The sequence below is a fragment of the Streptomyces sp. SP17BM10 genome, from assembly GCF_036322405.1.
Classification (GTDB): Bacteria; Actinomycetota; Actinomycetes; order Streptomycetales; family Streptomycetaceae; genus Kitasatospora.
The window spans coordinates 1-277 of record NZ_JAQYXB010000468.1; the positions used below are offsets into that span (position 1 = coordinate 1).

Sequence of the window (277 nt, forward strand, 5' to 3'; positions counted from 1 at the left end):
AGTTGGCGTCGACCGGCGCGGGCGACGTCGAGCTGCTCGGCGCGGCCGGCCTCGCGCTGCTGCTCGGCGGCGGCGTGCTCTACCGCCGGGCCCGCGCCGGCGCCCGCTGAGGCACGCCGGACACGGAACGACGCGCGCCCGGCGTGGACCGCGGTGTGAGTGGAGGCGCCCTGCGGGCCGTGAGCTCAGGCGCTCACCAGTTGCGGACCTGCCGGATGATCCGCCGCCGCAGCCTGACCGTCCGGCTCCCGTCCGGGAAGAGCCGCAGCCGGTCGAG

At 78.0% G+C, this 277-nt stretch carries 1 protein-coding gene and 1 pseudogene; one reads left to right on the forward strand and one right to left on the reverse strand.

The window, feature by feature from the left end:
- The first annotated feature begins 2 nt into the window (after nucleotides 1-2).
- Nucleotides 3-110, forward strand: coding sequence for an LPXTG cell wall anchor domain-containing protein (locus PUR71_RS06540; protein WP_329925376.1), 108 nt, complete (start codon nucleotides 3-5; stop codon nucleotides 108-110).
- Between the two features lie 83 nt (nucleotides 111-193).
- On the opposite strand, the pseudogene PUR71_RS41125 reads toward PUR71_RS06540, so the two are convergent.
- Nucleotides 194-277, reverse strand: a pseudogene (locus PUR71_RS41125) (DUF5703 family protein); the annotation flags it as partial.